Source organism: Acinetobacter haemolyticus, assembly GCF_900406815.1.
In the GTDB taxonomy this organism is placed as follows: Bacteria; Pseudomonadota; Gammaproteobacteria; order Pseudomonadales; family Moraxellaceae; genus Acinetobacter; species Acinetobacter haemolyticus_A.
Genome location: NZ_OVCN01000033.1, coordinates 1 through 7,808 on the forward strand (window position 1 = coordinate 1; position 7,808 = coordinate 7,808).

Annotated in this window: 5 protein-coding genes and 1 pseudogene; 1 reads left to right on the plus strand and 5 read right to left on the minus strand. The window is 41.4% G+C overall.

The window, feature by feature from the left end:
- The 5 genes from DK207_RS15395 to DK207_RS15420 all read right to left on the minus strand — a co-directional run.
- Nucleotides 1–1,468 (minus strand): hypothetical protein (locus DK207_RS15395; RefSeq protein WP_109441942.1); only part of this gene is annotated, 1,468 nt, incomplete at its 3' end.
- A gap of 91 nt (nt 1,469–1,559) precedes the next feature.
- A complete protein-coding gene (gene acnD, locus DK207_RS15400) occupies nt 1,560–4,166 on the minus strand; it encodes a Fe/S-dependent 2-methylisocitrate dehydratase AcnD (protein WP_109441943.1) in 2,607 nt (868 codons plus the stop codon).
- Nucleotides 4,166–5,323: a 2-methylcitrate synthase gene (gene prpC, locus DK207_RS15405; protein WP_109441944.1), complete on the minus strand. Its 1,158-nt coding sequence runs from the start codon at nt 5,321–5,323 to the stop codon at nt 4,166–4,168. The genes acnD and prpC overlap by 1 nt, the downstream gene beginning before the upstream one ends.
- A 297-nt stretch (nt 5,324–5,620) precedes the next feature.
- A complete protein-coding gene (prpB, locus tag DK207_RS15415) occupies nt 5,621–6,502 on the minus strand; it encodes a methylisocitrate lyase (RefSeq protein ID WP_004907224.1) in 882 nt (293 codons plus the stop codon).
- A complete protein-coding gene (locus tag DK207_RS15420) occupies nt 6,495–7,205 on the minus strand; it encodes a GntR family transcriptional regulator (RefSeq protein ID WP_109441945.1) in 711 nt (236 codons plus the stop codon). The genes prpB and DK207_RS15420 overlap by 8 nt, the downstream gene beginning before the upstream one ends.
- 443 nt (nt 7,206–7,648) lie before the next feature.
- Here DK207_RS15420 and DK207_RS15425 point away from each other — a divergent pair.
- Nucleotides 7,649–7,808, plus strand: a pseudogene (locus DK207_RS15425) (aromatic amino acid aminotransferase); the annotation flags it as partial.

Sequence of the window (7,808 nt, forward strand, 5' to 3'; positions counted from 1 at the left end):
CAGTATCAGTATCAGTATCAGTATCAGTATCAGTATCAGTATCAGTATCAGTATCAGTATCAGTATCAGTATCAGTATCAGTATCAGTATGATTTGATTTATCTGATGTATGTTTTTTCAATTGATTATTATTGAAATTTACCTCATGCACATTTTTTAGATCAGACACTAAGGTATTTCCCTCAATAGTAGCCTCAATAGTTTCATTTGGTAGTTCTAGACTCTCTGAAAAATGTTCACCATAAATTTCATAGTAAGCATCATAAAACTCCTGCTGCTCTCTAAATCGAGAAAAAAGTGGCCAAATATGGTAAGCATGCTGATCAATCAGCTCACCATTTCTACCAATACCTTTCATTATCTGAACAGCCTCAGGATAGTTTTCTCTTAAGACTGCGATTGCGAGTTTAAAATCCCTATAATTTGCTGACCAATCCACCGACCCAAGCATTTCTTCCGCTTTACTATTTTGTTCCGAGAATTTCAAACCAATAGCAGAATTAACGATTCTTATCTTGTAATGAATATCCTGAATATCCTTTAGCATAGGTTTACTGAACATAAAGTCACATAATTCAGAAACAAATCGCCACTTTTTATTGAGTAAAAAATCATAAACAGTACTATTTAATGATTGGTGCAGTTCTTCTATTTCTCTTGGGAACACTTTACTCCATAGTGTATATGCTAACATCAAGCCAACTTTTGATAATATTCTAGAAGCTTTTAAAAAGTATTCAAAATCAACATCTAAATCAGATCCAATTTTGGTACTACTTTCGAATTTATACCCCTCTTTCTGACAAACATTTATATACTGATCACTTACAACGCCACCATTGTGCATAATAATATTTCTACGCTGTGAAAGCTCAACAAAAGCAGACCACTCCTCAAATTTTTTTAACTCTATTTTGAATTTTTTCTCTAGTGCTGAAAACTGCTCTATGTAACTATCTCGTCTTAATGTTTCTATTTCCTTATTTAATATAGATATTTTTACAGAATCCAGATCAGAAAAATCCATTATGTCAGCTAATGAAATCTCTCTAACAATACCTTTCAACAAATCTTCATTACCTAAATAAATTACTTTTAGTAACTCACCAATATATGCATCAAACTCTGCAAATAATTGAGTAAATAAACTTTTAGCTAAATATGTATCATGCTTCTTTTTGTTAACTCCCTCAAGTTGACGAAGACATTCTGTTATTTCTGCAAAATCTCTAGCATTTTCTACCATCAAGCCCTTTTTTCCAGTCTCATGATTTACGACCTCTTTAAATTTTTTTAATTTATTTTGTAATATTTCAATTTCTGAAAGCTTCCATTTCAAAATATGAGGTAGAGCAATTTTAGCCGTTGATGTAATTCCATCTATTGCTATTAAGTATTGTTTTAATACGTCTTCAATTGATTTTTTTTCCTCATTACTCACTTGGAGTGCGTTCTTATTTTTACCCATAATTTCCTCAACTTGTAATACTGAAAAGCAAAAACCCCATCATCAAGATAGGGTCTTTTTTAAACAATATCAATTACTTTTAGCTAAAGTATTAAGCCACTTGACCTTCTAAAAAGTCTTGTGCAAAACGCTGTAATACACCGCCCGCTTCATATACAGAAACTTCTTCTTCTGTATCTAGACGGCAAGTTACAGGCACTTCAAGAATTTCTTCTTTACCATCAGCCGTTGAACGTTCAATCACTAAAGTCAAAGTCGAACGCGGTGAGATATTACCAATCACGCTATAAAGCTCAGTACCATCTAACTTCAACGTCTTACGGTTCACACCTGGTTTAAACTCAAGCGGTAACACGCCCATACCCACTAAGTTAGTACGGTGAATACGCTCAAAACCTTCAGCCACAATCGCTTCAACACCTGCAAGACGAACACCTTTCGCTGCCCAGTCACGGCTTGAACCTTGACCATAATCCGCACCCGCAACAATGATCAACGGTTGCTTACGGTTCATGTAAGTTTCAATCGCTTCCCACATACGCATCACTTCGCCTTCAGGCTCTACACGCGCTTTTGAACCTTGTTTAATCGTGCCGTCAGAACGAACCACCATTTCATTAAACAATTTCGGGTTGGCAAATGTTGCACGTTGTGCAGTCAAATGGTCACCACGGTGTGTCGCGTATGAGTTGAAGTCTTCTTCAGGTACGCCCATTTTGTGTAGGTATTCACCCGCAGCCGAATCCATCATGATCGCATTTGAAGGCGATAAATGGTCAGTCGTGATGTTATCACCCAAAATTGCAAGCGGACGCATGTTGGTCAACGTACGTGGTGCAGCCAACGCCCCTTCCCAATACGGCGGACGACGGATGTAAGTACTCATAGGACGCCAGTCGTAAAGTGGGCTTTCCGCTTGCTCAACTTCACCGAGGTCAAACATAGGAATGTAGACTTTACGGAATTGTTCAGGCTTCACAGCTTCTTTTACCAGTGCATCAATTTCAGCATCAGATGGCCAGATATCTTTCAGGTAAATTGGATTACCGTCTTTGTCTGTACCCAGTGCATCTTTTTCGATGTCAAAACGAATGGTTCCTGCAATCGCATACGCTACGACCAGTGGAGGCGATGCCAAGAACGCTTGTTTTGCATATGGATGGATACGACCATCGAAGTTACGGTTACCCGAAAGTACCGCAGTCGCATACAAGTCACGATCAATGATTTCTTGTTGAATCACTGGATCAAGCGCACCTGACATACCATTACATGTAGTACATGCATACGCCACGATACCAAAACCAAGTTTTTCTAGGTCTTTGAGTACGCCAGCTTCTTCTAGATACAATGCAGCCGCTTTAGAACCTGGTGCAAATGAAGATTTCACCCAAGGTTTACGTACTAAACCAAGTTCATTGGCTTTACGTGCCAATAGACCTGCCGCCACCGTGTTACGTGGGTTTGAGGTATTGGTACATGACGTGATCGCGGCAATGATGATCGCGCCATCAGGCATTAAACCATCAGTACGGTTTTCAACAACACCTGCAATACCTTTTTCTTTCAAGTCAGCAGTTGATACACGTGCATGTGGGTTTGATGGACCTGCAATGTTACGAGTGACTGTTGAAAGATCAAAACGAAGTACACGTGGGTACTCCGCTTTGGTCATATCCGATGCCCAAAGACCGATTTCTTTTGCGTATTGCTCAACCAATGCCACTTGTGCATCTTCACGACCTGTCAGGCGTAAATAATCAATCGTGTTTTGGTCGATGTAGAACATCGCAGCCGTTGCACCATATTCAGGTGTCATGTTCGAGATGGTTGCACGGTCACCAATCGACATGGTGTCTGCGCCTTCACCGAAGAACTCAAGATATGCACCAACGACACGTTCTTTACGCAAGAATTCAGTGAGTGCCAATACGATATCCGTCGCTGTGATGCCTGCTTGACGCTGACCAACAAGCTCAACACCAATAATGTCTGGAAGACGCATCCAAGATGCACGACCCAACATCACGTTTTCAGCTTCTAAACCACCTACACCCACTGAGATTACACCAAGTGCATCCGTATGTGGTGTATGTGAGTCTGTACCTACGCATGTGTCTGGGAATGCTAAGCCATCACGATTTTGGATCACTGGAGACATTTTCTCCAAGTTGATCTGGTGCATGATGCCGTTACCCGCAGGGATTACGTCGACATTTTTAAATGCGGTTTTCGTCCACTCGATAAAGTGGAAACGGTCTTCGTTACGACGATCTTCTACTGCACGGTTTTTCTCAAACGCGTCAGGATCAAAGCCACCATATTCCACTGCCAAAGAGTGATCCACGATCAACTGCGTTGGAACTACTGGGTTCACTTTAGAAGGATCGCCACCTTTGTCAGCAATCGCATCACGTAAACCAGCAAGGTCGACGAGTGCTGTTTGACCTAAGATGTCATGACAAACTACACGTGCAGGATACCAAGGAAAATCCATGTCCTGACGGCGTTCAATCAATTGCTTTAAATAATCAGTTAAGTTTTCTGCATCAGCTTTACGTACAAGCTGCTCTGCCAACACTTTAGATGTGTATGGCAAAGTTTCATATGCGCCTGGCTGAATATCTTCAACGGCTTGACGCACGTCATAGTATTCGAGCTGGGTACCTGCCAGCGGTTTACGGTATTGATTTGTCATTAACCACGCTCCGCCAATGGTTTGAATTCTAAGTTTTCAGGGCCAGTATAGTTTGCGCTTGGACGAATGATCTTGCCGTCTTGACGTTGTTCAATCACGTGTGCTGACCAACCTGCTGTACGTGCAATCACGAATAATGGTGTGAACATTGCTGTCGGAACACCCATCAAGTGGTAGCTCACCGCACTAAACCAGTCGAGGTTCGGGAACATGTTCTTCACTTCTTTCATCACCGCTTCTAAACGTTCAGCAATGAGGTACATCTTGGTATTTTCTTGTGCTTCAGCAAGTTCACGCGCCACTTTCTTGATCACTTCGTTACGTGGATCAGAGATGGTATAAACAGGGTGACCAAAGCCAATGATCACTTCTTTTTTCTCTACACGGCTACGGATGTCTGCTTCTGCTTCGTCAGCGTTGTCATAACGTTGTTGAATCACGAATGCAACTTCGTTCGCACCACCGTGTTTTGGACCACGTAGCGCACCAATACCACCTGTAATTGCTGAATACATGTCTGAACCTGTACCTGCAACAACACGTGAGGTGAATGTTGATGCGTTGAATTCATGCTCTGCATACAGAATCAAAGAGGTATGCATGGCTTGAATCCATTCTTCAGATGGCGCTTCGCCATGAAGTAAATGGAGGAAATGTGCAGCGATTGAGTCATCATTCGTTTCAACTTCGATACGACGACCGTTGTTGCTGAAGTGGTACCAATACAACAACATTGAACCCAAGCTTGCCATCAATTTATCAGCGATGTCTTTCGCGCCTGCTTCATTGTGGTCTTCATGTTCAGGCGTTAAACAACCTAAAACTGATACACCTGTACGCATCACGTCCATTGGATGTGCAGATGGTGGTAACTGCTCAAGTGCAGTTTTCAATGCTGCTGGTAAGCCACGAAGTGCTTTAAGTTTTGCTTTATAGGCTTTCAACTCAGCTTTGTTTGGCAGTTTGCCATGTACAAGTAAGTGTGCAACTTCTTCAAATTCGCTACCCACTGCAAGGTCAAGAATGTCATAACCACGGTAGTGCAAGTCATTACCACTACGACCTACGGTACAAAGTGCTGTATTACCTGCAACTTGACCACTTAACGCAACTGATTTTTTTGGCTTGAAGCCTGTTGGAGTTTCATTACTGCTCATAAGATTGTCCTTTTTTATATCCTGAGTGAATTTCTTAGCGGTGTCGTACCGAACTCTCATCTGATTTGAGGATAAGCCTTCGGCTGGACTTACTTTTGATGGATCAAAAGTAAGCAAAAATCCTTTGTTGGCCTGACGGTACATCCTTGCTACCGCAGTCCAACGTGGCGGCATCCATGCCGCCTTCACGATCATTGAGACTTTCATGAAACTGATAAAATACTCTTTTTATCTCCACTAGAAAGTCTTTAATTCGTGAAATCCCTCTCCCTCTGGGAGAGGTTAGAAAAGCTCAAACTATTTATTCTTCGCGAAAGTTCCATCTAGGTATTGTTCAAACGCATGGTAGTTAATGCGTTCATACAATTCTTGTCGGGTTTGCATAGTATCAACAACGTTCTTTTGTGTGCCTTCTTGACGCAAAGTCACATACACATTTTCCGCTGCTTTATTCATCGCGCGGAATGCTGAAAGTGGGTATAACGCAATACTTACATCCGCAGAAGCCAACTCTTCAGTCGTGAATAAGGGTGTAGAACCAAATTCAGTAATGTTCGCCAATACTGGCACTTTAGTCAGATCAGCAAATTGCTTATACATTGCCAGTTCAGTGATCGCTTCAGGGAATAACATATCCGCACCTGCTTCGATATAAGCACCTGCACGGTCAATCGCTGCTTGTAAGCCTTCAACTGCAAGTGCATCAGTACGTGCCATGATCACAAAGTTTTCATCAGTACGTGCATCCACTGCCGCTTTAATACGATCTACCATTTCTTGCTGTGTCACAATCGCTTTATTCGGACGGTGACCACAACGCTTTGCGCCCACTTGATCTTCGATGTGCATTGCTGCTGCACCGAACTTAATCATTGATTTCGTGGTACGTGCAATATTGAATGCTGAAGCACCAAAACCTGTATCTACATCAACCAATAACGGTAAGTCACACACATCTGTAATACGGCGTACATCCGTCAATACATCATCAAGGTTACTAATCCCTAAATCAGGTAAACCTAACGAACCTGCGGCAACACCACCACCTGACAAATAAATTGCTTTATAGCCCGCACGTTTTGCTAACAATGCATGATTGGCGTTAATCGCACCCACCACTTGTAATGGTTTTTCATTTGCGACCGCGTCGCGGAATAGCTGACCAGCAGATTTAGCCATGTTGATGTTCTCCTTGGGTTTGCAGCAATGTTTGCTCAACAATTTTGTAAGATGCATTGATGTGACGGTGCATCAGCATTTCGGCAAGTTCACCGTCACCTTCTGCGATCGCATCTAAAATGCGGATATGTTCGTCCCAAGCTTTGCTCGGTCGATTTGGGGTATTTGAAAACTGAATTCGGTACATACGGATGAGGTGATAAAGCTCATCACATAACATCTTTTCTAAAGTTTTATTGCCACTACTTTTGATAATGCAGTAATGGAAATCGTCTTGACCTTCTTGCAGGTAATAGCCCTTGCCTGCTTTAAAATTTTCATCTTCTGCATGCATTCGCAATACATCACGCAATGCCAAAATTTGTTTTTTATCAATATGCTGTGCTGCTAATTTACAGGCTAATCCTTCAAGCGAGGCACGAATTTGATAAAGTTCTTGAAACTGTTGTAACGACAATGAAACCACACGTGCACCCACATGTGCCGTCCGCTCAACCAGTTTCTGCCCTTCAAGACGATGAATCGCCTCACGCAGAGGACCTCGACTGATGCCGTAAATACGTGCCAACTCAGGCTCAGAAATTTTACTACCCGCAGGAATCTGTCCTAATACAATCGCCGATTGAATTTGCTTAAATACGTGTTCCGTCAGTGTTCTTCCCTGACTCGTGCTTATATCTTGTGGAACAAGGGTATCTTGCATATTGTCGACAATCTCTACGGTTTTGATGATTTTATAACGAGATAATACAAATAATGCAATAGGATTGTCGACAATAAAATAGATCTACTGAGTCAACTCACCCTTATTAGCATCATAATCATACTTCTTCACACCCATCAAAAAGTCAAAAATAAGTATAAATAAAACAAAAGTTTAGATAGATATCATACGTATTAAATACTTTACTCTGTTTATCTTTCAGCTTGTTTGTAAGATTTATGCTAAGACTATGGTATGACAGCTTGATTGTAGACAATCTTTATAATCGACCACATTGCTACAAATTTTTGTAAGTAAATACTGCACCATAAATGTAAATAACAGCGTGCTTCATCATCGCTTTATTGGTACATTATCGGGCATCTGGAGTCATGCTCCACAAGACACATCCATGCACCTTGTTGAATGAAAGGACATTGTTAATGTTTCAACATATCCCACCTTATGCAGGCGATCCAATCCTCTCTTTAATGGAACAGTTTAATGCTGATTCACGCGCTGAAAAGGTTAATTTAAGTATTGGTTTGTACTACAACGAAGATAGCATCGTTCCACAGCTCGATACCATTATCGAAGCGCAGA